Genomic DNA, 24,124 nt, shown 5'->3' with positions numbered 1-24,124 from the left:
TATATTAAATCTCATTAATCCTTAAATCGTAAAAATCATGAGTATTTATTTGCTTTTGTAATTTCCACATTTTATCTTCGTTATAATTGAAGCAAGACTATGTAGCAAACCAACTATATAGTCTTGTTTGTTTTTTATAGCGTTTGAATAAAATTAATAGAGCAATGACAGAGGTAACATACTACACCCAAGAAGGGTTAGATAAATTAAAAGAGGAAGTTCATTATTTAACAACCACCGGTCGTCAGCTTATATCTAAAGCAATTGCAGAAGCAAGGGATAAAGGTGATTTATCGGAGAATGCAGAATACGATGCTGCTAAAGAAGCGCAAGGTTTGCATGAAGCAAAAATTTCAAAATTAAAAAATACGCTGGCAAATGCACGTTTAATTGATGAGTCTAAATTGGATTTATCAAAAGTGCTGGCATTGTCTATCGTAAAAATAAAAAATGTTAAAAACGGTGCAACCATGACTTACCAGTTGGTGGCAGAAAGTGAAGCTGATTTAAAAACCGGGAAAATTTCTGTAAAATCGCCGATTGCGCAAGGATTATTGGGTAAATCGGTAGGCGAGTTTGCCGAAATTGAAGTACCCGCAGGTAAAATGCAGTTTGAAGTGCTCGAAATTTCTAGATAAGCGAATAGCGTTTGGCGGTAAGCGATTATTAAAACGCCTATCGCCAAACGCTTAACCCTAAACCTTCCACCTTTTAACCTTCCACCTTATGACTGTCTTTTCAAAAATCGTCGCAGGCGAAATCCCTGCACATGTTGTAGCCGAAACTGTAGAATATTTAGCTTTTTTAGATGTTCATCCATTAACTGCAGGGCATGTATTGGTGATCCCTAAAATTGAAACCGACTATATCTTCGATATGGATGAGGATTTATATGTTGGTTTATGGATGTTCGCGAAGATTGTGGCCAAAGGTGTAAAAATTGCTTTCCCTTGTAAAAAGGTAGGTGTTTCGGTAATCGGATTAGAAGTTCCGCACGCACATATCCATTTAATACCGATGAATAGTGTAAGCGATATGAACTTTAGCAAAGAAAAATTAAAACCAACGAACGAAGAATTGGCTGAGGCTGCTGAGAAAATTAAGCAGGCTTTATTAGCTGTATAAAAAAGGCCGGCTGCGAAAACACAGCCGACCGTCCTAACCCGCCTAACTCAAATATTTTATTGTGCAGGGGCAACAGTAGCATTTAGTTGTAATACAGGCCAAGTTAAACCTGGCCCTCTTCCGATTACTATGCCCAGGTTATCACCTCTTTTTACATCTGATGCCCAGTAGTACAATGGCCATCCTTTATAGGTTAACTGTTTTTTGCTAATTGTAGCTACAGTAATTACACCAACATCGGTTTTTGTTATCGCAGAAGGTACGTTAAGCACTTCAGATTCATACACTGGCCAAATACCTTCTTGTGTTGCACTCTTGGTGTATGTATTTACGCCATTTTTGTCTGGTGCAAAAGCATACAACGTACGTCCTTTGCTATCGGTTAAGTAAATGGTTTTTCCGTCGCCAACAGCATAAGTACTGGTGTAATTGATATTTTTGCCATCAACTACTCCAACCAATTGTGCATTAGCCAGCATTAACGAATAATCGGGTTTGGCTACAAACCAGATGCCACCAACACCATCACCTTTAATTTCACCTTTTGAGGCATCACCAGCGTAATAATAAAGCGGGTAACCACGGTAAGTGCTTTGTTTACGGCCGTCAGCGCGGGTAACCTCACCAACTTCTGCTTTGTTCAGGTTTAAATCGGTACTGGCATCTGCTGAGTAGTAAAGTGGCCAGGCGGTTTCACAACCATCAGTACAGGTTGGCGTACCTGCAGCATCGTTTGCAAAAAAGTATAGGGTTTTGCCGTCTTTATCCGTTATTACGGATCCGAATTTCGCATCTGTTGCCAGTTGGATACCTTTTTTGTTATTACCCGCGGGTGTAGGGTCTTCTGAATTATTTTTTTTGCAGGCCATAAATACCATGGCTACACATACAACAGCCAATAGGTTTCTTTTTAAGTAGATTAGCATAACATTTCGTTTTTAGTTTTAACTTTAATAAAAATTGATATGCTGCTATTACGCCCCCAAGTTGTAAATGGTTGCTTGTATAATGGAGATTTTTAGACCAAAATGAATAATATAAAATATTTTAAAAAAAAGTAATTTTTGAAGCAACCTTTCGTTGTTCCTCATCGTAATTTATTTTGAAAGGAGAACTTGTGACCGCTAGCCGCGATAGTGAAGGAATTATACAAAAATACATTCAGGGCTGCATTAGAAATGAAAGAGATAGTCAGAAAGCACTATACAAACATTTCTATAGCTTTGCTATGGGCATTTGTTTGCGTTATACAAACGATCGGTTAGATGCCGCAGGTATATTGAATGATGGATTTTTTAAAGCTTTTAAAAATATAACCAAGTATGAGCCTTCTAAGGCTTTTTTGCCCTGGCTTGGGCGCATAATAACCAATACTGCCATTGATTATTATCGTGCCAATTTAAAATTTGCTGATCACGTAGATATTGAGGATCATGAAAATATTGTGCAGGTAAGTTCTATATACGATAAGCTTGCCTACAATGATTTATTAACCTTAGTTCAAAAGCTCAGTCCGGCATACCGTACCGTTTTTAACCTTTTTGCAATAGATGGTTACAGCCATGAAGAAATTGCCGAAATGCTTGGGATATCGGTAGGTACATCAAAATCTAACCTGTTTAAGGCAAGGCAAAAATTACAGGAAATGTTAAAAGCTACAGATGCGAAAACTTACCAGGTAAGGAATTCGGAAGTAGATAGAAACCTTTTACAGGTAAGGTTAAACACAAATATGCAATGAAAGAGGGAAAAGATATTGATAAATTATTTAAGGATGGATTGGAAAACCCCGACCTGCCTTTTAATGATTTAGATTGGGATAATCTGGAGGAGAGATTGCATCCAACACCAAAAAGGAGGGTTGTGCCCCTAATTTGGTTAACTGCTGTGGCTGGGATAGCCGCAATGTTGCTGCTGGTGTTTTTATTGGTTAAACCGAAAGCTGATCAGTCTAAGAACAAGCCACTGGTTAAAACAAAAAGAGAAACAAACAAAAAAAGTGATAAGCTTTTAAATGATAAAGACAATTTAATTAATAAGCCAGCAGATGAAACCACTTCAAACGAAAATGGGGGAATAAGTTTATTGGCAGGAAATAATAATAAAAATAAAGCCAGGAATTCCCAAAAAGGAGCCGAAATAGGGTTTACGAATCAAATTTCGATTAAATCTGTAGAAATGGGTAGCAGTAATGCGATCAACTATTTAGCCAATGTTATTTATAATCCTGAAATAAGTGCTGAAACAAAACCAGTAGAATTTGAAAAACAAAATCTTACAATTGAATCTGTCAAAGGAAAAATACCAGGAATTAAAGATCCAATTTTTAAGAAAAAATCACGGTTTGTGTTGAGCATTCTGGCTGCGCCAGATTTAACCAGCGTGCAAAAATCCGGGCAAAGTAGCTTAAGTGGTGGTTTCGGCATAGAAGCGACTGTAATCCTGACGAAAAAATTAAGTGTTACTACCGGGGCTGCCTATGCAAAGAAAATTTACGATTCGGATTTTAGCTTGTATAATCCCAATACAGACTATGTATTCGGCATAAAACCAACAAATATTCATGCGAATTGCGATGTTATTGATATTCCGATAAATTTAAACTATAAAGTTTTTAATGGCCGTAGAAATTCTATTTTTGTAAGTACAGGCCTATCTAGTTATTTAATGTTAAAAGAGAAATACAGCTATTCTTATAATGGCGCTTACCAAGGTCCTGCAGATTTCGAAGTAAGAAATCAGAACCAGCATTATTTAGGTATCGCCAATGTCGGTGTGGAGTTTCAGCATAAAATAAATAATAATTTAAGTATAAGCGCTAAACCATTTATGAAAATCCCGTTAACGGATATTGGCTATGGAAACTCTAGATTATCATCCACAGGTGTTGCCGTTTCGGTAAATATGAACCTGTTTAAACGGAACTAATGTTTAATGTTTTTAATAGGATCTGGTAAAGGCACAAAACCTGTTTCACCAGGAACGGGTTTGAAACTTTGCTCCAGCCATTTAATTTTGGCTTTTTCAATTAATTCCCTATCCGAGGCAACAAAGTTCCAGTAGATAAAACGTTCTTCAGGGAAAGGCTCGCCGCCGAAAATGTAAACTGTGGTATTTGCGTGCATGGTAAATTCGCACAGTTTGGCATCGTTGGCAATTAAAATCTGGCGGGGTTCGAAAATATGCCCATCGCTCTCTATTGCGCCTTCTAAGATATACAGAGCACTCTCACCGAAAAGATAATCGCCAATATTCACTTTCTGACGATCAGTGCTTTTTAACTCTAAAAAATACAGAGGGCTGTATACCGGAACCGGAGATTTGTGACCAAAAGCTTCTCCTGCAATCAGTTTAAAATTAACGCCATCTTGAGTCCAGCTTGGAATGTCGGCCCCTTCAACGTGGCAAAACTCAGGTTCCATTTGTTCTAAATCTTTAGGTAAAGCCACCCAAATCTGTAAGCCATGGAGCATTTTATCGGTATGGCGGAGATATTCAGGAGTTCTTTCCGAATGTACAATGCCACTGCCCGAGGTCATCCAGTTTACCTGTCCGGGTTTAATCACAATATCTGAACCCAAACTATCCTTATGTGTAATCTCGCCCTCAAACAGGAAAGTTAAGGTAGATAAGCCGATATGTGGGTGAGGTGGAACGTCGAGGTTTTCGTGATCGCTCATTGCAGCTGGCCCCATGTGGTCGATAAAAGAAAAAGGACCAACCATGCGTTTCTCTCTAAAAGGCAACAACCTGCCAACCATAAAATTGCCAATATTTGCGGGTCTTTCTTCAATAATGAGTTTAATGTTCGACATGGGATGATCAATTTTAAAGAGGTGAATTTAAGGAAAAAGGCTGGGATTTAAATTGAAATTCTATTCGTCATGTCATTATAAGCGAACCCAATATCGGGTGCAACGGAGTCGAGAAATCTGCCTAGATAGATCTCTCCATTCCGCGATGCTCCAGTCGAGATGACGAAACCCGGTACCAAGAGGAGGACCTCTTTTGGGTTTTGGAAAGCAATTGCAGAAGCTTTTGGGTGGTTGTAGTCCCGCTTTCGCTTCTGCCAATTTGAAGGAATTGGCATCCCGCTTTAATCGGGTTTAGGTGGCCACGGCATTGCTGCTGTCAGAGGTAAAATAAACCCGACCGACAGCGTTATTCCGACTTTTTCAGTCGGGATTAAGCAAAGGGCGGGGCTGAAGCAACCGAAGCATTGCAGGCACTGCTTTTCAAATTGTCAAGAAAATTTCTGTGCCCTCTGTGCTTCCGTGGCATAAAAATTATTCGTAAACTCAGCATTATGTTACACCTGAAGGCGCGGGCAGATCTCTCCATTTCGCTGCGCTTCAGTCGAGATGACGATGCTCCTTATCAAAAAAAGCATCCCTTTCGAGATGCTTTTCTAAGTTTAAAAAGAAAAAATATGGTTTTATACCAATTCCATTAAAGCTTCTTTACTAAAGCCTTTCAATTCTTCCATGCGGTTATGTTTAATTTTTTCTACCCAGTTCGGATCTGCCAAAAGCGGGCGACCAACGGCTACTAAATCGAAATCACCACGGTCCATTCTGCGTACCAGTTCGTCTAATGAACTAGGCTGTGAACTCTGCCCTGCGAAAGCACCAAAGAAATCGCCGTCCAAACCAACTGAGCCTACTGAGATTGTGGTTTTTCCTGTTACTTTTTTAGCCCATCCTGCAAAATTTAAGTCAGAACCTTCAAACTCTGGCTCCCAGAAACGGCGTTGCGAACAGTGGAAAATATCAATTCCGGCTTCAGCCAGTGGGGTTAACCATTGTTCCATTTCCTGCTCATTTTTAGCCAGTTTAAAATCGTAGGCAGCAGGTTTAAATTGTGATAAACGAATAATTAAGGCGAAATCTTCACCAACCCTTTTCCGTACCTCTTTAATTACTTCAACGGCAAAACGGGTACGCTCGGCTAAGGTTTTGCCACCATAAATATCGGTGCGGTTATTTGTACCATCCCAAAAAAACTGATCGATCAAATATTGGTGTGCACCATGTATTTCAACGGTATCAAAACCTAAAGCTTTGGCATCAGCTGCTGACTGACCAAAAGCCGCAATCGTATCGGCAATAGCCGCATCTGTCATCGGTACACCGTTTTCGAAACCAGGACTGTTAAAAGATGACGGGCCTTCAAATGGAGCACTTGGCAACCAGCCAGACGCATGGTTTGCATGAATACCCTGGTGCCAGATCTGCGGCCCCATTTGCCCGCCAGCCTGGTGAACTTCGTTAATTACATGCTGCCAACCTGCTAAAGCTTCAGCACCGTAAAAATGGGGAATGTTGGGATCGGCAGAAGAGGATGGACGGTTAATTACGGTTCCTTCTGATAAAATTAAACCCACTTCGCCTGCTGCTCTTTTTGCATAATAGCTGGCAACATCGGCCGTTGGTACGCCACCAGGAGAAAATGACCTCGTCATTGGGGCCATTACTATTCTGTTTTTAATATTTAATGTTTTAAGGCTAAATGGCCTGAATAAACTATCTGTGTTCATATATATTGCTAAATTATAATGCGGTATTGATGATTTCGCTTAATTTTTCTAAGCCTTCTTTATTGCGTTTGTAATAAGTCCACTGACCTACGCGCGTGGAACTGATTAAATCGGCACGCTGTAAAATAGACAGGTATTCGGAGATGGTACTTTGTGATAAACCACTTTTAATCTGGATCTGCCCAACACAGACACCAACGTTTTCAAAATCTGCATTTGGCTGTTCCGGAAAATTAAGCTCCGGCTCTTTTAGCCAACCTAAAATCTGTAAACGTGTTTTGTTCGAAAGGGCTTTGAATATTTCTACCTGATCCATGGTACAAATGTATATCGACTTTTCCCGATATGCCAATTAAAAGAATAAAGTTTACAATTGGATGTAAAACTTGATAAATGGTGAAAAATTCTTCGTTGTAATGTTTTTTTACAGATTGTAATATGATAGATTTAGAGAACGGTCGTCATTCCCGATTCATCCTATCGTGGGGACACATCTTTTGGTTTGGGTTTTTATACGTTTTGGTAGCTTGCTTTAATAAATTACAGGTTTTACCGAGGAACGCCGTCAATCCCAAGGGCCGGAGAAATCAAAAAAACAGGTGTAAAAAGGAACAAATACTACTGCCAAACCTAAACGCAGTGGTTTTGTGTTCATAAACGCTAATTTAAAACTTTAAATAATTATGAACACAAAACGAAGTGCCTCTGTTTTTTTGATGTGCGTAAGGGTGTGCAAAAGGCCCATTGCTGGATTGACAAAGCGCTTTGGGTACTTTGGCGCTCCAAAGTACCATGCCCCGCGGCATAGAGCGGAAAAGACAATGTTTATGTATTAACTTGAGTTCGATTAATAATGTGGCTTTTAGAGCTATTCTTTAGGTATTTTAGTATTAGTGTCGTCACCCTGATCTCGATAGCTATCGGATTCATTTCAGGGTATTAATAGCAGGAAAGATGACCGACTTAATGAATGTGTACTAAAAAACAAATATGGAATTAACAAAGATGTGTCCACACGATAGGCGCAGGCGGGAATCTTAAAGCACTTGCATTACGATTCCCAATCAAGTTGGGAATGGCGATTTCTCACAGCCTACCATTTGCCAAAAAGATCTGTCTTTAATATTGATTTTATGAAACAATTATCCCTCAGAATGACAAAGAGATATGCAAGGGCAAAAACGGCTAAAAAAGAACGGGGATAAATCATACCGACCTATCCCCGTCATCTAAATTAACGCTCTCATATATATAAACAACCAAAAAGGTGATTTATTATATTTAATGTAAAATATTTTTTATTTTTTTGCTGCCGGTTTTTTTGCGACTGGTTTTGCTTTCTTTTCGGCTACTGGAGTCTCTTCAATTGCTTCCGCTTTTTTCTTTGCAGGCGCCTTAGCTTTTTTAACTTCTACAGTCGGTTCTTCAACTGCTTCAGCTTTCTTTTTAGCGGGTGCTTTTGCTTTTTTAACCTCGGCAGGCGCTTCTTCAGTTACAGCTTCTTTCTTCTTAGCTGGAGCCTTCGCTTTTTTAACTTCGGTAACTGGTATTTCAACAACAGGTTCTTCTTTAACCTCTGCTGCTTTCGGAGCATGATCTTGTTGTAGATAGTTTGCCAGGATCTGTCGCAAATATACCTCTGGTTTCGGCATATTGATGATGGTTCCAGGTTCTTTATCCTGAGATTGTTTAATATAAGCTGATTTTATTTTGCCCCAATCTTTAGAGTAGAGTCTGATAAACATCTCTACAAATTGTTCGTCTGTATATTTTTTAGGCAACCTACCCAGCACTGCCTGAATTTTTTCTTCTTTTTTATGTAATACCGCCATCGATTTTATTTTGTACAAAGATAGCCGAATTTTATCATTATCAGTTTTTTGCTTTTTTTGATAGAATGGATGGCCTGTAAGGTTAAATCTAACTCCTAAAGAGAAGCTGTTATCTCTCCTACAGCCGATTCGGTTTTTCTATTCTTAACTAACCGTTCGCGATGTTTTAGTCCCCAATCTCTTAATTCATTAATTACTTTATCTAAGGATTCGCTGTACGGGGTAAGTTCGTAGGTTACGGTAACCGGAGTGGTGGAGAATACTTTGCGGATCACAAATTCATTTAATTCCAGATCTTTAAGTTCTTTCGATAATATTTTGGGCGTAATTTCTCCAAGCGATTTTTGGATCTCATTAAAGCGCTGCGGTCCTTCTTGCAAAGAAATAATCAGGGGAAGTTTCCACTTGCCATTTAACACGTATAGTGCGTCTTTTACCGCGTTTAAACTTGCAGTACAGGTTTCTTTATTGTGGTGTTCTTTTCTCGGTCCCATAATACAAAGGTATAAGCTTTCATAAAGGATATCACTATCCTTTGGGATACTAGTATCTTTTAGATAGTAAACTAAATGAGTTTAGCCACAATAAAACAAACGGCTATTTTTTCCATCCTTTCTGCATTTTTTTATAAGCCTTTTTACTGATGGTTGATTTCTTCTTCGATCTTGATTTTTTTTTCTTCTTTCGGGCATTAATATTGTTTACCAGCGAATTTTTAACCCCAAGTTTATTCTTTTTTCCACTTTTCTTTTTCTTACTTCCTTTTTTCTTTTCTTTCGCCATAGCCCATTGTATTCTACCTGATTAAAATAACAGCAGTTTGTAATTAAAAGTTCTGGCAAACCAGTTGAGCTTTTTAACAAAGTAAATTGAGCCTTAAAGCAAAGCTTTGCCTTAATTATCGACCTACCTTTGATTCATAAAATATAGAAAAAATGAAAAAAGTTTGGTTTATAACCGGTAGTTCACGTGGATTAGGACGTGACCTAACCGCACAGGTACTGGCAAAAGGTGATTTGGTTGCTGCAACAGCAAGAAATACTGATGCTTTAAAAGGCTTTGTAGAAAAATATACCGATCAGATTCTGCCAATTACATTAGATGTTACCGATTACGATCAGGTTCACTTGGCTGTTGAATCTGCCATTGCACACTTTGGTAAAATAGATGTTTTAGTCAACAATGCTGGTTTTGGTATTGTAGGTGCTGCCGAAGCTTTTACCGAAGATCAGGTTCGCAGCCAGCTCGAAACAAATTTATATGCACCGATAGAGATTACCAGGGCAGTATTGCCATTTATGCGCAAACAACGTTCGGGCAGAATTCTTCAGATCAGCTCAATAGGCGGACGTGTAGGGAATGCCGGGGTGAGTATTTATCAGGCAGCAAAATTTGGCCTTAGTGGTTTTAGTGAAGCGCTGGCGAAAGAAGTAATTGATTTGGGTATTTATGTAACCAGTGTAGAACCTGGTGGTTTCCGTACCGATTGGGCAGGCGCTTCTATGTCTTATGCACCACATATCGCAGGGTATGAAAATACGGTAGGGAAAAGAGCTGATTTTTTTCAGAGTGGTAATTTTGTACCGATGGGTGATCCGGAAAAGGCAGCCAGAGCAATGCTGGAGCTTGTAGAAAATCCTGAACCACCGGTACACCTGGTATTTGGAAGTGAAGCCATTGGAATGCTTAAACATGCTGATGCTGCCAGAACTGCAGAAATGGAAAAATGGATGGCGGTAAGTTTATCAACAGATCATGATGAAGCAGAGAATTTTTTAGCTACTGATCTGGGTAAATCTTTTATAAAGAAATAACTGGTTGTATCGTCATTTCAAATGGTATGCAACGCAGTACGAAAATCTATTAATATCCATTCGTATTTCGAAGTGCTTAATTATAAGCTTTATTGGGAGTCTTAATGCCATTGCTATGGCTTATTGCATTAAGATCCCCATCTGCACCTATCGTTTGGACACATCTTTTTTAAAGAATAGTTTAGGCATAATGCTAACCAACTTTAATAAAGCACGGATTTTAACCAAGGACGCTGTCAATCCCAAGAGCCGGGGAAATCAAAAAAACAGGTGCACAACAGTAAAAATTGCATTAACAAACCTGAAACGCAGTGGTTTTGTGTTCATAACCGAAGATTTAATTTTAAAAAACATTGAACACAAAACGAAGTGTCGCTGTTTTTTTGATGCGCGTGAGATTGTGCAAAAGGCTCATTGCTGGATTGACGAAGCGCTTTGGGTACTTTGGCGCTCCAAAGTACCATGCCACCGCGGCATAGAGCGGAAAAAAAACATTTATCTCCAAAGTATAGTTTTTAAGATATCAAAGCTTGCTATTAGCAGGAAAGATGCTGAAATAAATTCAGCATGACGATCGATCTATACAACGACTCTAAATATAAATTACCAGAGATGTGTCCACACGATAGCGTCTGTACAGGGATGACGATGTCTCACTATAAAATCTTAAATTTGATCAACATGCCAAATCAAACCAAACGTCCTGAGATCCTGTATTCCTGCTATTCACAAAAAAGTAGCGAGGGCGAACAGTTTATTCCCAATCATTCGGTAGGATTAGTTATTGCAGGTACTTCTGAGATTTTTATCGGTGGTGAGAAATTTGTGTTTTCTGATGGCGATTTTAGATTTTTCAGGCGTAACCAACTGGCAAGGTATACTAAATATCCGCCTGCAGGTGGGGAGTTTAAATCCATCAGCATCAATATTAATCAGGATATTTTGCACAGCATTAGCAACGAATATGATTTGCATATGCAAAAGCCTAATCATGATCTTAAAGGTTTAGCACTCGAGGCGAATAGCTTGCTGAAGAATTATATCGATTCGCTATGGCCGTATTTAGACGGAAATAACGGGTTTAACCAGGTTTTGGTTGATTTAAAGGTTAAGGAAGTGGTCATAATCTTATTGCAGACCAATCCGGCGCTTAAAGATGTGCTTTTTGATTTCTCGGAGCCTGGAAAAATCGATCTGGAAGCTTATATGAATGCCAATTATAAGTTCAATGTAGATATTAACCGGTTTGCTTATTTAACGGGAAGAAGTTTAGCCACATTTAAAAGAGACTTTGAAAAGATTTTTAACCTTTCGCCGAACCGCTGGCTACAGAAAAAGCGTTTAAATGATGCCTATTATCTTATTACAGAAAAGGGCTGGAAATCATCAGATGTTTACCTCGAGGTCGGTTTTAAAGATTTATCGCATTTCTCTTTTGCATTTAAAAAGGCTTATGGCAGGTCACCATCACAGATTGGTAATTAATTTTCATCGTTATACCTGAAGCAAAAAGCACCAACCTTGTAAGATCGATGCTTTTAAATGATTTTTATTAAACTTTTTTAGGAGGAAGATCGAATGCAATGGCTTCATGCTCAAAGTGGCCATTGTGTGCGCCGTCGCAAAAAGGTTTGTTTTTTGATAAACCACAACGGCAGATCGAAAGAACTTCTCTGCCCTGTAGGCCATAAACGTTTCCGTTTCTATCTACAATTTCGAAATCGCCCTCAATTTTAACAGAGCCGTTATTGTTAATGGTAAGTTTTGTTTTAGACATGTTTTGTTATTTGTCTGGCAAAACTAAGCCATAAAAACCGTAATTTTTTTACTGATTTCTATTTAGAAACATTCTCTCTTGAACCTATAAAGCCTCTTTTTTGATCACGTAGGCAATCATATCGGTCCTGATTTCGAAATCCAGTTTCTGATAAAGCTTGATAGCAGCCTCATTATCGTTCCTCACGTGCAGAAAAGGGATTTCATTGCGGAGCAATATGCGTTTGATCTGCTCTTTCAGGATCTTAAAGGAATAACCTTTTCCTAAATGATCGGGATGGGTACAAACCGCGCTTACCTCGCGGTAGGGGCTTGGGAAAAAACGGTGACCAGCCATAGATGCCAGTTTCCCATCGACGAATATGCCCGTATAATTGCTCAATTCTATAGTTTTGGACAGGAAAGGTCCTGGTTTAGTCAATTCCACAAGATCAATCATCTCGGCAACATGTTCCTGATCAAGATCTGTGAGCTCCGCTCCATCTGTATCAGGAACTTTTACTCCACGGAAAATAAACTGGTACATATCGATATGTGTCAATAATTTCCACTGTTCTGGAATTTCGACCGGTGTTTTTGCGAAAAAAACAAAAAGGCTTTCTGCAGGGCTAATCCGGTAAAGGGTATTTAAATTCTCCTGCGAATTATTTTTTAAGCCGGCAAATGCAGTAACATCTTCGGTGTAATACTTTACTGTTTCTACACCTTTTGCCAGGTGCTTATGGCCAGAAGTTAAGGCATGATAAATGGGATTATCCAATACGTATTCCATCTGGCAAAGATATTAAATGCTAAATCAGGGGGAGGTAATTTTATTTAAAGGAGTTGAGCCTGACTCATAATTTCTTAGAAATTTCAGTCTCTGTGCGAATTAATCTTTCATAAATAAATAATCATTTTGAGAAAGGCTGAAGTCTTTCGCGATTTCCTAATTTAAACTATATTTAGACAGGTCCTCCAACAAGCTACGATTGATGTTGTTTTGCAAATTATATTAATCAGCACTTTAGCCGCTTTAGTATTTCCCCACAGCTAGGCCATAGCACGATATCTCCGTTATGCTTAAATCCGGCCTAACAAATTTTTCGGGTTGCACTGCCTAAGCCAACCTACTAGCTTCGAAAGAAAAATTTTCAGCCGGCAGTTTTTGTTTCTTTTTGCTGCCAAAAAGAAAGAGCCCTTCGGCGGCGGCGAGCCGAGGCAAGACCGAGCCGTAGGGCAAGGGAAACGATTGTAGGTCACTCATTGATTTTTATACAATAAATTACCCTTCAGTATGACAACTATATTTATGAGACAACCTCTTTTAAATGATATAAAAAGCTACTAAAGAAAATTTACATCTTAATAGCAATCACACTTACCACGGACTAATTCCCGTTTCAGGCGCATTGTCATCACTAAAAAATTGACCTGTTGGCCCATCTGTTCCTAGTGTTGCCGCTTTCACCACCCTTGCTGCGGCATCAGGCACTGTTCCCGGGCCAGAGTGATGATTAAAATCTGTAGCAGTATAGCCAGGATCAACCGCATTCACCTTAAAAGGGGTATTCAGCAGGTTATTGGCCAATAGAATGGTATACGCATTAAGTGCAGCTTTCGAAGAAACATAACCGGCTGGCTTTACGCCATAGTATTTCCAGTTCGGATCATTGTGTAGCGTAAGTGAACCTAAGCCAGATGTAACGTTCACGATTCTTGGTGCTGCTGATTGCTTTAATAAATCCATAAAAGTTTGGGTGACTGTAATTACGCCAAAAAAATTAGTTTCAAATACCTGCCTGAAGACATTAATATCTGTTTCCAAAGCTGGGTGCATAGGACCACTAATACCTGCATTATTGATCAATACATCAAGCACCTTAATTTTCTTTGTGAGTAGCGTTCCGGCAGCCTGTACAGATTCGATGTTATCTACATCAATTTCTATAGGCGCTACGTTGTTTAAGCCTTCTAATTTTAACTGGCTTACGGCTTCTTCGCCTTTTTTAATATCTCGGGAGCCTACATATACATAGTATCCTTGTTGTAATAATTGTCTCGCGGTTTCAAAACCAATACTTTTATTTGCTCCTGTAATCAGTGCTGTTTTCATAATTTTAAATGTTTATGGTACAAATTTAGAAGTATTGGTTAGCCCGGGTGGAACACATCTAGCGGTATTAATGGTACATTTCGCGGATGCTGACCCTATAGTCTGCAGGTGTAATGCCCGTTTCGCGTTTAAAGAATCGGTTAAAATAGGAAGTATCCGAGAAACCTAAATCAAAGGCAATTTCTTTCAAAGGGTTTTGAGTGTGAAACAACAAACGCTGGGCCTCGAGTATCAATCGTTCGTGGATATGTTTAATGGCAGGTTTGCCACTTTGTATTTTCACCACCTCGCTTAAATGTCCGGCAGAAATATTCAATTTCGAGGCATATTCGCCCACTTCGCGCAGTTCGCGATAACATTCATTTATTTTGGCCTGAAAACTTTTCAATAAAAGTTTATCTGCGGAATGATCACTTCCTTTAAACTGTTCAGTATACAGCCGGCTTAAATAGGTAAGCAGCACAGTAAGGTGGGCGGTAAGCATACGTTGTTGCCATTCGCCGGGCTTTTGATATTCGGTATTGATTTTGGTAAGGATGTCTTCAACAAAGTTAAGGTCAGCTTCGGTTAAGGCTAATTCATGTCCATTGTGCAGGTTTTCAATAATCGGTAGTTTACTTAATGAAGCATTTTCCTGGAGCGAAAGAAACTCTTTTGTAAAAGCAATGCCGGTGCTCCATAACTGCTTAAAGCCTTCTTTTACAATGATATGGCTTGGTCCCGAAAAGTAAACGGTGTCATCTTTAAGGATATAAGGCGTCATATCGATCCATTGGCGACTATCTGCATGTCTGATCAAAACAATAAGATAGTGATCTTTTCGATGGGGAATAAGCAACTCTGATTGGTTTGGCAAAGTTCCTTCAAATTGATATAGCCTGAAGTTTTTATTGCCCGAAATTTCATCGGGTTCTAACGTGTAAATAGGTAGTTGTTGATTTTGGTTGAATGTCTGCATGGCTTAATACAAATTGAAAGAAAAATCTAATAGGGCACATAAAAATATACGTTGATTTTTTGTAAAAACTTAGGCATTACCTTTTTTAGAATATTGTGTTTAAAAAAAATGATCATACTAATCAAATATTTTGTATGATATATAATACTTAATTGTAATTTGTAATGTGTTTATGTGTAATTTAAGGATTTATTTATCATGTCTATTTTTTATTAAAAATAATTCCGTATCTATGTATAAACAAAATCTACTTCAATCGTCCCAAACCTTAAAGCTGCTCATCAAAATGCAACACGCACTTTCATTAGTTATTCCAATTATTAGATTTAATTTAATTTTTTAACTGTAAATATTTATATATCAGTTATTTGATTTGTATTTGCTTAGTTATCGTATCTGAAATTTTGATGTGGTGATAAAAAGGCTAACTCTTCCTATAGGCTTTCTGTTTTAAACGAAATAAGAATATTTTTATCTTTATTAATTTACATTTTTAATAAACCATAAACCAAACAATTGTGAAAAATTTATTGTCAGTTATTATTCCTGTGCTCGAAGGGATGGAAGAGTCTCCATTGAAGCACCAACTCCTGGCCTATTTCCCTCAACAGGCCGAACATTTTACAACAATCGAAGACAGTTTTGTAAAACTTACGGCAATTCTGCATGATAGGGATCACCTTAAACCTTTTTTTCATAGCTGGAGCCAAACCAATAATAGTGCAGTTACTGTTGCCGGATTGAGTAACCGCATGACGATGCTGATCCATAAAAACTTACCTGTGCCAGATGAAGCGCAGCTTTTCAGATCAGTAGCAAGCCTGAACAGGATTGTTGATGAAGACCTGGCTGTTGTTGGTAAAGTATTACATTCCGATCTATTTTATACCATGGCCACAAATACCTGCGGCGATGATGGATGGTTGTTGAGGCAATATCTTGATCCAAGTGCCCGTGCTTTTAAATATTGGAAAGACCAGAATTCGTTGCGCAATAAAGATTTATTGATTGGCCTTTTAACCACACTGGTACACGAAATTTATACGCATGGCGAAGTGGAATTTATATTGCCAAAGTTTACGCGTTGGCTGGAAGATGATTTTGGCTTTGACAAAGATACCCTGAAGCATACTTTGGCCTGGATAACCGTACACTGTGGACCAACGGAGAAAAACCATTTCTTTTATGCCGTAAATGCCGTTAATTATTATGTTAAGGCGATGGATGTTAATTTGGCTGATTACGATTTACGAGAAATCGTTGCCGATTATTTGAGTAAAAAAGCAGCAGTAATGGAAACCATTAGTGCCAGCTTAGAACCCGTGATGTCTGATGAAGAAATGGCATAAATTATGACGGGCGAGCTTATAGAAGAACAGACGATCTGTAGCAGGGAAACACTGAATGAATTACTGATGAAACACCTCGGCGAAATACCCTGCAATGGTGCCGATTCATTTTCTCCAGTGCCAGTTGCTGTAAACCGTGGCGAAATTGTGCGGATGGAGGAACTGTGTCAGGTTTTGAACAAAGCGTTAACCAGTGTAGTAAGGGCCTATTTTTCCGATGAAAGGATACGTGCAATCTATAATTTTGATGAACGCCTGAACAATATTTTGAGTATTGCAAACGCACAGCCTTACGAAGTGGGCATGTACCGCCCCGATTTTTTGCAGGCAGAAGATGGCAGTATTAAAATCTGCGAAATAGGAGCAAGGTATCCAATTAATGGGTGGATGTTGAGTTATTACCTTAACGTGATTTCTGAAGATAGTAGTTTGCCCTTATTAGAGGCCGTTCCTCATCAGCGCGACTTTATTAACACCATTTTTGACCGGTTTAACAATCGTGAGCCTATCGTGCTGGTGCATGAGAAAGAAAAGGGTACAGAGGTATTTTACCTGTTAAATGAATTCAGTAAACAGGGCTTGAATTATATTTCTGCAAGCCCTGCTCAGCTAAGCTGCCAAAATGGTGAATTAATGCTGCAAGACAAAGCCGTTAACCAGTTTATATTGGAAATGGATCGGGAAGAACTGCGCAATTTTGATCCTGAAGTATTGAAATTGATCATCAGCAAGGGAAATTATTTTAACGATGTGCGTACGCTGATCTTAGTGCACGATAAGCGTATACTCGCTGTTCTGTATAATGAAGTGATTATGAGAGATTACCTTTCTGAAGAGGAATACCTCTTTTTACGCTCTTTTTTAATCCCTACTTATGCCTTGCATACCGCCGAAAAACGGATAGAGGTAAGCAATTCTTCATTAAACTGGGTATTAAAGCGCAACAGTGGTGGCCGTGGTATCGATATGTATGTGAAAAGTGATTGTGAAGCCGCAGTTTGGTCTGATATTATCGCCAAACAATGGCCTGAATATATGATCCAGCAATACGTGCCCCAACGTTGGTTTAAATACGATACTGGTTCTGAGAAAAGCCTGATCAATTTAGTAGGGATGCTGCTGTGTTACAATAACAGGTCTTTTGGCCCTGGTTTGTTCCGCGGTTCGGCAGAAAGTGTGGTTAATGTTCACCAGGGCAGGGGAGTTATTTTTCCCGCAATGATGTCGACATCATAAAACATGACACATGCCATCGTTATACCCCTGTTTAATAAAGCTGATTATGTTAGCCAAACGTTAAATTCGCTCATCCGGCAAAGTAAACTGCCGGATGAGTTGATTATTGTCGACGACTTAAGTACAGATAATAGTCTTTCTATAGTTCATGATTTTTTGCGTGATCATATTTCCCGCTTCGGTAATTGCAGGATACAAGTGATTGAACTCACTGAAAATAAAGGTCCGGGTAATGCGCGGAATATTGGTTTTGCCGCTACCAATTGTGAGTTAGTCAGTTTTTTAGATGCTGATGACGAATATCATCCAGAGCTGCTGGAAATAGCCTCAAATGCATTTAAAGCGCATCAGCTCGATTTTATGGTACTCAATATCGCTTTTATGCCAGGTAATGAGATATATCCAGATCTGGAACCATTAAAAAAGTACCTGGGGCCGCTTGATAAGGAGCTATACCTGATTAAAGATCCTTTGATGGCAGTTAGCGATCCGCATTTTATAATGGGGGTTGGCAGCAACGTAATCGTAAAAAGTAAATGGATCGCCAATAACCAATACCAGGCCGAAGCGCAATTAAATGAAGGTATCGACTTTTGGTACCGGGTATTAAAAGGCATACTGAACAAGGTGCCTGGTAAAATAGCTTTGCAAACCGGTGGCTATCTCTATGTTAACGAGGTTCCGGGGAGCCTTTCGCGGAAAAAATATAGCCATTTTAAACAGATCGAATTGCCATCGGTAATTTCAAGGTATGTAAACAGTAAAGATAAGCACGACCGCCTGCTAATGGGCATGATTGGTGAACGCTGGTATAAACACGCCTTACAAAATTTACCATCAAATACCCAAAAAGCACGGTTTTTATGGCATTATCGTAGCTTTTTGCCAAAATACATTGGCTATCTGCTCATCAAAAGATAAATTTTAAAAATGATCTATTCACTCCTTAATCAATACTATCAGATTGTCAGGCAGTCTGAACTTTTCAAATCCTATTATCTTAACCACGAAAATTATCAAAATGCCCCCATAATAGGTAAAAAGGAATTGATTAATCTGTTAAATGATCATTTTGACCTGCATAGCCAGAAACAAGGTGTTTATTTGGTTCGTTCTGGCGGGTCTACCCAAAAGCCGTTAGTTTTTCCGGTTGATATTGCAGAAAATCTGGAACAGCGTGCAGCACTTGCCGCCGCATTAAAACAAGCCGGGGTATTTACCCCAAAAACCATTGCACTCAATATGTTTGGTTACATGGATATGTACCGTACAGCTGCTATTATGGACGATCTTTTGGAGCGCTGCAGTGCAACCGCATTGGTAGCAAGTGCCAGTTTACCCTACGAAGATGCCTACCAGATGGCTTTAAATTTTAAACCCAATTTATTACTGGGTACACCTTCAAAATTATTCCTTTTTGCACAATACCTTAAAAAGCATCAGCTTAGTTTGTCCATCACCAATCTTGTATTTGGTGGCGAGTTTTTGCCATCCTCACACATCAAACTTTTCGAGGAGGTTTTCGGAACCCGGCAGATCTATTCCTTATATGGTTCTGCAGAAACGGGGATATGGGCCTGGTGCGATTATAGCCGATCGCCATCATTGTTCAGGGTAATTGATGGTTTGATTGTTGAAATCCATACGCCAGATGCTGATGGTTATGGCAATTTGCTGGTAAGCAATTTGTTCCGGAAGCGTTTCCCCGTTTTTAGATACAATACCGGTGATACCGGTAGATGGCTTGATATTGACGGGCAACTTTACCTGGAGTTAAAAGGGCGTGAACACCGGTCGTTTATGTTTAACGAATGCAATTACGAACTGGATGATTTTAATATTGTTTTAGCGGGTGTGGAAAGGTTTCAGATCCAGATTGTTCCTGGTGAAGGACATATGGGAATAAAATTTTTGCTGGTAACCGATTTCATGGATAAGGTCAAAGAACAATATATTGAACTAAAACTTCAGCAACTCTATGAAATATTTGGTTACCAGGTGAAAAACTTAGAGGTATTAGCAGGTAGTGATTTAAATCTTTATACTAATGCTACTACGGGTAAAACACCTGTGATTGTAGATCACAGGGTTTAATGGCAGCAGCATTGTGAGTACTAATTATTTCATTCCAAACTCCTGCGCGGCAGACTAAAAGTTCGATGTTTGAGGGATTTCGATCTTGGGGTCATGATCCTTTACCACGATATTCGCAAATGGTGCAGTTTGCCTGAAAGCGACCGTATCTGCAGGTGTATTGGCCACAAAAACAGCTAATTTTCCGTTCGTAAAACTATCATTGTGGATGGTAGAGGGCTTAATGGCTAGTGCCGATCCATCAGCAGGGATCCTGAACGTAGTAAATCTAATTTGAGGGTCGCTCTTTGCTGCATTTTCAACTTTGCGACCCAGTGTAACCTTCGCTTCACAAAAAACTTCTCCATTTATAGTTGGTTTGGGAAGAAAAATATGTGGGAAAGGATGGTGCTCAACAAACAGGCCACCACCACCAATAGGAGAGAGGGCATAATTGCGGATATAATCTGGCAGGGAGGTGTCGTATTCCATACCAAATAAAGTGTCTTCAAAACCCAGATAAAATGCTTCTTCCGGTTTCAGCAGTTTTGCGCCATAATAAGCAAGCGTTTCTTCATAATCTGGATGGGTAACATCCAGCACCGGGAAAATGACTGCATTTTCATTCACATATAAGGAGCCGGTAGCGCCAAATACGTTTGATGAGGGGTCGAGATTGGGTAGCTTCCCGCCATCTTCACTGCTTACCCAGTTGGAATGGACCAATACTGCATTGCCTTCCTTAACGCTGGTATGGCTTTCAGCCAGGGCTTCCAATTGCGTAATCAGCGTTACTTCAGATGGATTTGTTGCGATTATATTTACACCTGTTCCTTCATTCGGTGTTAAAACTACTTTATCGCCTTTTTTAATAGGTCCGTAAATCGCTGTGGTAGTCATCAGGGGAACACCCTCACGGCTTTCTCTGATCACAACGGCATCGTTTAAAAAACGAATGTTATCCTTGAGGTCTTCATGCGAGATTTTAATCTCCACGGTTTGCCATTTTCTTTGTCCGAGGATTTCTTTTAATTTTTCTTCGGTTACGGGTTTTACATCCGGTGCATAGGATGTTCTGAATACGGAGCTCATGAGTTGCGTTTTAGATGGGGTGTGAGGTGTTAATTTAATTTATTAGATCAGCACAATAATGCCTTGATGTTTTATGAATAAAATTAAACTTTAAAATGTAATTATAAAATATTGAAGAGTAATTATTGCGAAAACTATTCTGTTTCAGATATTGTTTTTGGATTTGATTTCGTCGGAAGATTCGATAAAAAGCAAAAATCCCGCTTTATTTATCGTAAAGCGGGATCGTAGCCCGTAGGGGAATCGAACCCCTGTTTCCAGAATGAAAATCTGGCGTCCTCACCCCTAGACGAACGGGCCATTAAATAATTAGAGTGTCTTTCAACTCTTTGGTAGCGGGGACACGACTCGAACGTGCGACCTTCGGGTTATGAGCCCGACGAGCTACCAACTGCTCCACCCCGCACTCTATATCTTCAAATTTTCTTTGTTTGAAGGAGTGCAAAGGTATATAATATTTTTGCTTTTCAAAAGGCTTCGCCAAATTTTATTGGATTTTTAAATTATCTGCTTGATTTGTAGTGGATTATTTTTGCTGCAGCTGACTTTTGTATTGCTCTTGCAAAAGGAAAATAAAGAAAAGAACTTGCATCTCAGTTGATTGTCAATCTTCATACTATCTGGAATAATTTTGATGTCACATCAACTGTAAAGTATTTCTGGTGAACCTCAGTTATAAATAAACTGGAATAGGGAAATTATTTTTGTATAATTAATAAGACGTATATGGCTAAATTATAGATGTTTTCATTTATATAATGCTAATGATGGGAGTTAATGTTTATTGAACATTTGAACTTAAAATTTAATAAAAATTGCTATACATTAAAATGATAAGCCAATACATTTGAACTGCTAATCAATCGTTGATTTGGCTTTTAGATGCATTCAATTCGTTTGGTGATGATTTTGAATATTCGTAATTACAAGTTTTAGTTAAAAAATATACGCTTTAAGTTTAGATGTGCCCAGTTTTATAGCTAATAAATATGTATTATTTATTTTAATTTTTTGTATAATAAAAAATGTATTATTTGTATTTTAACATTAGGTGTATAGTAAATTATTGTTTGAACATACTTTTGAGAGAATGCCAAAACGTATTTTTTTATGGAGTGGTAAAATTATGCAGCGTTTGAAAACTGTTCCTTATAGTTTGGCATAAGACAATGTTTTATAATGATAATACAGATTTAACAATTGCATAAAATCAGCTAACAATCTACGAGAGAAATACATAGGTTGTAAACATTTTCAATAGTCAATGCCAAAAGAGACCTTTAGGAAATTGTAACAAAATAAAAGGAAACATTTACAGTTATAGCGTTAATGAATTGTTGTGTAAGCTTAATCGAAGATATTTTAGCCAAAACCTTTAAAAGGCTGGTAATTTCAAATAAAACAGGTTATGAATGATTACACATATTCACATACATCATTTACCAATGATAGCCAGGCAGAAATATCAAATATATTTTATTCAACCAAATTGCAGACACTAAAAGAAAGGAGGACATTCAAGTAAGTAACCTTTATATAATTTATTCAAAATAAGTGACTATCTATCTTTAAAAAACCTAAAAAAACAATCATGAAATTTAAAATTTGTGTTATCGCTATTACGCTATTTTTACTACAAGGCTGTGCAAAAGAAAAACAGCAAATTGAAGAAAATAAAGAAAAAAAGCAGATTGAAGAGAATATTGAACCACAGTTAAAAGGGGCGGCAACTATTGATGGTAATACCTATTATCAAACCATTGATGGGCTTGGCTTTTCCAGTGCGTGGTGTGGTACGCTTACTACAGCTAAAAATGATGCACTTTATAATACACTGGGCTTTTCTTTGTTAAGGGTTCGCTTCGACCAGGATAATGCATGGACAGATGAAACGAACAATGCCGCTGCGGCACATGCCCGGGGCGCTAGAGTGTTAGGCTGCCCCTGGAAAATACCTACCGCTTACCGGTCGGGCAATACTATTCCATCTAACCAGTATGTTAATTTCTGCAATTGGCTGGGTAGTGCTGCTTCAGCCATAAAATGTGATTTTGTGTCTATAAAGAATGAGCCTGATGGTTCGTCGGAAGATGGAAATTTGGATGGATCTCAGATACGTGATATTATTAAAGCTGGCGGATCAAATATTGGGAAACCCATTGTTTGTGCTGATGCCATTAATTTTAATGATACCTATACTGACCCAACACTGAACGATGCAACCGCTGTGGCTAAAATTTCTTATGTTTCCGGACATCTTTACGGTGGTGGTAATTATGTACACCAAAATGCACTTAATAAAGGAAAACGCATTTGGATGACAGAATACTATGTTGCCGATAGCCGTGACAATATGGATAACTGTTTAGTTTTAGCTAAAAACATTAATGATTGTATGAACAATCAATTTAGTGCTTACTACTTTTGGTGGGTTAATGACAATGATGCAAGCGTTAACCTGGTTAATCAAAGTGGTACAATTTACAAAGCCGGCTACACCGGTGGTCAGTTTGCCAAATGGATAAGACCAGGAAAACAAAGAATTGCCTGTACCTATAATCCTACCCCTAACATTTATTTAACAGCCTACCGGGGAGGTGGATTGGTAATTGTGGCTGTTAATACAGGCACTTCGGCTGTAAGCCAATCTTTTTCGGTTGCTAATGTTAGTGGTGTTACTTCACTGAATATTCATCGCACATCGAGTAATGAAAACATGTCTTCGATAGGGTCAGTTGCTGTTTCAGGTACTGGATTTACGTATACGCTTCCAGCTAAAAGTATTACTACCTTTCACCAATTTTAACTGGTAGTACGGCTTTATTGTATTAGGCAACAAAATTCCGGACACCACTTTCAGGGGCAGGAAGCATTATTGTTTCATGCCCCTGATATTTCCATAAAGATTTAAGAAAAAGCAAATTTTTATTCATGACGGTATATGCGGCGTGTTTTTATCTTGATATGTTTATCAAGCTTATCCGCAATTGTTTTTCAGTATTGCTGTCAATACTGGCGTGCAGTTATTGTGCGGTTGGGCAAACTTATAATGATATAAAACGTGAATTATGGGTCTTAAAATTATTTTTTTTCATAAAAAATAGGTTTTAATGCTTTTTCCGCTATATTTTTTGTCTTGGCCAAACGGGCTTTTTACTTTTTGACAACAAAAAGTAACAAAAATTGCCGGCTGAAAATTTTTCTACTAAAGTCAGTGGTAAGGCTTTGACTGTAAATG

General features: G+C 38.6%; 24 protein-coding genes and 2 tRNA genes. 12 read left to right on the top strand and 14 right to left on the bottom strand.

What is annotated here, in order from left to right; all coding sequences use genetic code 11:
- Positions 1–164 precede the first annotated feature (164 nt).
- Positions 165–638, top strand: a complete 474-nt coding sequence (greA, locus tag KYH19_RS18460) for a transcription elongation factor GreA (RefSeq protein ID WP_047798983.1) — start codon at positions 165–167, stop codon at positions 636–638.
- An 88-nt stretch (positions 639–726) separates the two neighbouring features.
- A complete protein-coding gene (locus tag KYH19_RS18455) occupies positions 727–1,125 on the top strand; it encodes an HIT family protein (RefSeq protein ID WP_219076159.1) in 399 nt (132 codons plus the stop codon).
- Positions 1,126–1,181: 56 nt separating this feature from the next.
- Here KYH19_RS18455 and KYH19_RS18450 read toward each other — a convergent pair whose 3' ends face one another.
- Entirely contained in the window at positions 1,182–2,051 is an 870-nt protein-coding gene (locus KYH19_RS18450) for a hypothetical protein (RefSeq protein WP_219076158.1), read from the bottom strand.
- A 176-nt stretch (positions 2,052–2,227) separates the two neighbouring features.
- Between KYH19_RS18450 and KYH19_RS18445 the strand changes: the two genes are divergently transcribed.
- Positions 2,228–2,866 (top strand): RNA polymerase sigma factor, encoded by a 639-nt coding sequence (locus KYH19_RS18445; RefSeq protein ID WP_227256214.1) that lies wholly within the window; start codon positions 2,228–2,230, stop codon positions 2,864–2,866.
- A complete protein-coding gene (locus tag KYH19_RS18440; protein ID WP_219076157.1) occupies positions 2,863–4,053 on the top strand; it encodes a hypothetical protein in 1,191 nt (396 codons plus the stop codon). Before KYH19_RS18445 ends, KYH19_RS18440 begins: the two co-directional genes overlap by 4 nt.
- Here the strand turns inward: KYH19_RS18440 and KYH19_RS18435 are convergent.
- From KYH19_RS18435 to KYH19_RS18410, 6 genes are all read right to left on the bottom strand, one after another.
- Positions 4,050–4,940 carry a pirin family protein gene (locus KYH19_RS18435; protein WP_219076156.1) on the bottom strand — a complete coding sequence of 297 codons (891 nt, stop codon included), beginning with the start codon at positions 4,938–4,940 and terminating at the stop codon, positions 4,050–4,052. The two genes, KYH19_RS18440 and KYH19_RS18435, sit on opposite strands and share 4 nt — an antisense overlap.
- A gap of 620 nt (positions 4,941–5,560) precedes the next feature.
- Positions 5,561–6,661: an NADH:flavin oxidoreductase gene (locus KYH19_RS18430; protein ID WP_219076155.1), complete on the bottom strand. Its 1,101-nt coding sequence runs from the start codon at positions 6,659–6,661 to the stop codon at positions 5,561–5,563.
- 13 nt (positions 6,662–6,674) lie between these two features.
- Entirely contained in the window at positions 6,675–6,977 is a 303-nt protein-coding gene (locus KYH19_RS18425) for a helix-turn-helix transcriptional regulator (RefSeq protein WP_132399261.1), read from the bottom strand.
- A 982-nt stretch (positions 6,978–7,959) separates the two neighbouring features.
- Positions 7,960–8,493: a hypothetical protein gene (locus tag KYH19_RS18420; RefSeq protein ID WP_219076154.1), complete on the bottom strand. Its 534-nt coding sequence runs from the start codon at positions 8,491–8,493 to the stop codon at positions 7,960–7,962.
- 95 nt (positions 8,494–8,588) lie between these two features.
- Positions 8,589–8,987: a helix-turn-helix domain-containing protein gene (locus KYH19_RS18415; RefSeq protein WP_219076153.1), complete on the bottom strand. Its 399-nt coding sequence runs from the start codon at positions 8,985–8,987 to the stop codon at positions 8,589–8,591.
- A 103-nt stretch (positions 8,988–9,090) separates the two neighbouring features.
- On the bottom strand, positions 9,091–9,276 hold the full coding sequence (locus tag KYH19_RS18410; RefSeq protein WP_219076152.1) for a hypothetical protein: 186 nt from the start codon (positions 9,274–9,276) through the stop codon (positions 9,091–9,093).
- A 152-nt stretch (positions 9,277–9,428) separates the two neighbouring features.
- Here KYH19_RS18410 and KYH19_RS18405 point away from each other — a divergent pair, with 152 nt between their 5' ends.
- The 3 genes from KYH19_RS18405 (at position 9,429) to KYH19_RS18395 (ending at position 11,792) form a co-directional block, all read left to right on the top strand.
- Positions 9,429–10,307 (top strand): oxidoreductase, encoded by an 879-nt coding sequence (locus KYH19_RS18405; RefSeq protein WP_219076151.1) that lies wholly within the window; start codon positions 9,429–9,431, stop codon positions 10,305–10,307.
- Between the two features lie 115 nt (positions 10,308–10,422).
- On the top strand, positions 10,423–10,878 hold the full coding sequence (locus tag KYH19_RS18400; protein ID WP_219076150.1) for a hypothetical protein: 456 nt from the start codon (positions 10,423–10,425) through the stop codon (positions 10,876–10,878).
- A gap of 110 nt (positions 10,879–10,988) precedes the next feature.
- Positions 10,989–11,792: an AraC family transcriptional regulator gene (locus tag KYH19_RS18395; RefSeq protein WP_219076149.1), complete on the top strand. Its 804-nt coding sequence runs from the start codon at positions 10,989–10,991 to the stop codon at positions 11,790–11,792.
- Between the two features lie 67 nt (positions 11,793–11,859).
- Here the strand turns inward: KYH19_RS18395 and KYH19_RS18390 are convergent, their stop codons facing one another.
- The 4 genes from KYH19_RS18390 to KYH19_RS18375 all read right to left on the bottom strand — a co-directional run bounded on the left by KYH19_RS18390 (position 11,860) and on the right by KYH19_RS18375 (position 15,136).
- Complete coding sequence (locus tag KYH19_RS18390) at positions 11,860–12,084, bottom strand: CDGSH iron-sulfur domain-containing protein (protein ID WP_010600649.1); 225 nt, start codon at positions 12,082–12,084, stop codon at positions 11,860–11,862.
- 84 nt (positions 12,085–12,168) lie between these two features.
- Entirely contained in the window at positions 12,169–12,855 is a 687-nt protein-coding gene (locus KYH19_RS18385; RefSeq protein ID WP_219076148.1) for a GNAT family N-acetyltransferase, read from the bottom strand.
- Positions 12,856–13,443: 588 nt separating this feature from the next.
- Positions 13,444–14,178: an SDR family oxidoreductase gene (locus KYH19_RS18380; RefSeq protein ID WP_132399248.1), complete on the bottom strand. Its 735-nt coding sequence runs from the start codon at positions 14,176–14,178 to the stop codon at positions 13,444–13,446.
- A gap of 67 nt (positions 14,179–14,245) precedes the next feature.
- Positions 14,246–15,136, bottom strand: a complete 891-nt coding sequence (locus KYH19_RS18375; RefSeq protein ID WP_219076147.1) for a helix-turn-helix transcriptional regulator — start codon at positions 15,134–15,136, stop codon at positions 14,246–14,248.
- A gap of 518 nt (positions 15,137–15,654) precedes the next feature.
- Here KYH19_RS18375 and KYH19_RS18370 point away from each other — a divergent pair.
- From KYH19_RS18370 to KYH19_RS18355, 4 genes are read left to right on the top strand one after another with little or no spacing between them, the layout of a single operon-like run.
- Positions 15,655–16,485, top strand: a complete 831-nt coding sequence (locus tag KYH19_RS18370; RefSeq protein ID WP_219076146.1) for a hypothetical protein — start codon at positions 15,655–15,657, stop codon at positions 16,483–16,485.
- Between the two features lie 3 nt (positions 16,486–16,488).
- Complete coding sequence (locus tag KYH19_RS18365) at positions 16,489–17,721, top strand: hypothetical protein (RefSeq protein WP_219076145.1); 1,233 nt, start codon at positions 16,489–16,491, stop codon at positions 17,719–17,721.
- Positions 17,722–17,724: 3 nt separating this feature from the next.
- Positions 17,725–18,642, top strand: coding sequence for a glycosyltransferase family 2 protein (locus tag KYH19_RS18360; protein WP_132399240.1), 918 nt, complete (start codon positions 17,725–17,727; stop codon positions 18,640–18,642).
- 9 nt (positions 18,643–18,651) lie between these two features.
- On the top strand, positions 18,652–19,815 hold the full coding sequence (locus KYH19_RS18355) for a hypothetical protein (RefSeq protein WP_219076144.1): 1,164 nt from the start codon (positions 18,652–18,654) through the stop codon (positions 19,813–19,815).
- Between the two features lie 54 nt (positions 19,816–19,869).
- Here KYH19_RS18355 and KYH19_RS18350 read toward each other — a convergent pair whose 3' ends face one another.
- From KYH19_RS18350 to KYH19_RS18340, 3 genes are all read right to left on the bottom strand, one after another.
- Positions 19,870–20,886, bottom strand: coding sequence for a hypothetical protein (locus tag KYH19_RS18350; RefSeq protein WP_132399236.1), 1,017 nt, complete (start codon positions 20,884–20,886; stop codon positions 19,870–19,872).
- Between the two features lie 228 nt (positions 20,887–21,114).
- Positions 21,115–21,186 (bottom strand) — tRNA-Glu (locus KYH19_RS18345).
- 30 nt (positions 21,187–21,216) lie between these two features.
- A tRNA-Met gene (locus KYH19_RS18340) sits at positions 21,217–21,292 on the bottom strand.
- Positions 21,293–22,477: 1,185 nt separating this feature from the next.
- Here KYH19_RS18340 and KYH19_RS18335 point away from each other — a divergent pair.
- Positions 22,478–23,692 carry a glycoside hydrolase family 30 beta sandwich domain-containing protein gene (locus KYH19_RS18335; RefSeq protein WP_219076143.1) on the top strand — a complete coding sequence of 405 codons (1,215 nt, stop codon included), beginning with the start codon at positions 22,478–22,480 and terminating at the stop codon, positions 23,690–23,692.
- Positions 23,693–24,124 lie beyond the last annotated feature (432 nt).

It is taken from the genome of Pedobacter sp. D749, assembly GCF_019317285.1.
In the GTDB taxonomy this organism is placed as follows: Bacteria; Bacteroidota; Bacteroidia; order Sphingobacteriales; family Sphingobacteriaceae; genus Pedobacter.
The sequence above is the reverse complement of the archived record's forward strand: the minus strand, read 5'-3'. Positions and strand labels throughout refer to the sequence as shown.

What these genes read in the sequence shown, in the direction of transcription:
- greA (WP_047798983.1), top strand. Translation starts at nt 165, where the DNA reads ATGACAGAGGTAACATACTACACCCAAGAAGGGTTAGATAAATTAAAA.
- KYH19_RS18455 (WP_219076159.1), top strand. Translation starts at nt 727, where the DNA reads ATGACTGTCTTTTCAAAAATCGTCGCAGGCGAAATCCCTGCACATGTT.
- KYH19_RS18450 (WP_219076158.1), bottom strand. Translation starts at nt 2,051, where the DNA reads ATGCTAATCTACTTAAAAAGAAACCTATTGGCTGTTGTATGTGTAGCC.
- KYH19_RS18440 (WP_219076157.1), top strand. Translation starts at nt 2,863, where the DNA reads ATGAAAGAGGGAAAAGATATTGATAAATTATTTAAGGATGGATTGGAA.
- KYH19_RS18435 (WP_219076156.1), bottom strand. Translation starts at nt 4,940, where the DNA reads ATGTCGAACATTAAACTCATTATTGAAGAAAGACCCGCAAATATTGGC.
- KYH19_RS18430 (WP_219076155.1), bottom strand. Translation starts at nt 6,661, where the DNA reads ATGAACACAGATAGTTTATTCAGGCCATTTAGCCTTAAAACATTAAAT.
- KYH19_RS18425 (WP_132399261.1), bottom strand. Translation starts at nt 6,977, where the DNA reads ATGGATCAGGTAGAAATATTCAAAGCCCTTTCGAACAAAACACGTTTA.
- KYH19_RS18420 (WP_219076154.1), bottom strand. Translation starts at nt 8,493, where the DNA reads ATGGCGGTATTACATAAAAAAGAAGAAAAAATTCAGGCAGTGCTGGGT.
- KYH19_RS18415 (WP_219076153.1), bottom strand. Translation starts at nt 8,987, where the DNA reads ATGGGACCGAGAAAAGAACACCACAATAAAGAAACCTGTACTGCAAGT.
- KYH19_RS18410 (WP_219076152.1), bottom strand. Translation starts at nt 9,276, where the DNA reads ATGGCGAAAGAAAAGAAAAAAGGAAGTAAGAAAAAGAAAAGTGGAAAA.
- KYH19_RS18405 (WP_219076151.1), top strand. Translation starts at nt 9,429, where the DNA reads ATGAAAAAAGTTTGGTTTATAACCGGTAGTTCACGTGGATTAGGACGT.
- KYH19_RS18400 (WP_219076150.1), top strand. Translation starts at nt 10,423, where the DNA reads ATGGCTTATTGCATTAAGATCCCCATCTGCACCTATCGTTTGGACACA.
- KYH19_RS18395 (WP_219076149.1), top strand. Translation starts at nt 10,989, where the DNA reads ATGCCAAATCAAACCAAACGTCCTGAGATCCTGTATTCCTGCTATTCA.
- KYH19_RS18390 (WP_010600649.1), bottom strand. Translation starts at nt 12,084, where the DNA reads ATGTCTAAAACAAAACTTACCATTAACAATAACGGCTCTGTTAAAATT.
- KYH19_RS18385 (WP_219076148.1), bottom strand. Translation starts at nt 12,855, where the DNA reads ATGGAATACGTATTGGATAATCCCATTTATCATGCCTTAACTTCTGGC.
- KYH19_RS18380 (WP_132399248.1), bottom strand. Translation starts at nt 14,178, where the DNA reads ATGAAAACAGCACTGATTACAGGAGCAAATAAAAGTATTGGTTTTGAA.
- KYH19_RS18375 (WP_219076147.1), bottom strand. Translation starts at nt 15,136, where the DNA reads ATGCAGACATTCAACCAAAATCAACAACTACCTATTTACACGTTAGAA.
- KYH19_RS18365 (WP_219076145.1), top strand. Translation starts at nt 16,489, where the DNA reads ATGACGGGCGAGCTTATAGAAGAACAGACGATCTGTAGCAGGGAAACA.
- KYH19_RS18360 (WP_132399240.1), top strand. Translation starts at nt 17,725, where the DNA reads ATGACACATGCCATCGTTATACCCCTGTTTAATAAAGCTGATTATGTT.
- KYH19_RS18355 (WP_219076144.1), top strand. Translation starts at nt 18,652, where the DNA reads ATGATCTATTCACTCCTTAATCAATACTATCAGATTGTCAGGCAGTCT.
- KYH19_RS18350 (WP_132399236.1), bottom strand. Translation starts at nt 20,886, where the DNA reads ATGAGCTCCGTATTCAGAACATCCTATGCACCGGATGTAAAACCCGTA.
- KYH19_RS18335 (WP_219076143.1), top strand. Translation starts at nt 22,478, where the DNA reads ATGAAATTTAAAATTTGTGTTATCGCTATTACGCTATTTTTACTACAA.